This is a genomic window from Tamlana crocina (assembly GCF_012037625.1).
In genome coordinates, this window is sequence record NZ_JAAVJS010000642.1 from 1 (window position 1) to 327 (window position 327).

Consider the following 327-nt stretch of genomic DNA (forward strand, 5'->3'; position numbering starts at 1 on the left):
GCGCCCTGCGAAGCAGATGAGTCTTCCTTTACAGTAGATATCAATACTACTCCTGTAGCCGATGAGCTTGATGATGTGGTTGAATGTGATAGTTATACGCTTCTTCCTTTAAGTGCGGGTAATCAGTACTGGACCGGAATGGGAGGCACAGGAACTCAGTTGTTTGCCGGAGGTGTTATCACTTCAGATCAGACCATCTATATCTATGCACCGGCCACAGCGCCTTGTGAAGCAGATGAGTCTTCCTTTGCAGTAGATATCAATACTACTCCTGTAGCCGATGAGCTTGATGATGTGGTTGAATGTGATAGTTATACGCTTCTTCCT

1 protein-coding gene is annotated in these 327 nt (G+C 45.9%); it reads left to right on the top strand.

Going from position 1 to position 327, the window contains the following annotated elements:
• Window positions 1-327, top strand: a 327-nt coding sequence (locus HC176_RS18400) for a hypothetical protein (protein ID WP_167920435.1), incomplete at both ends; no start/stop codon positions are given.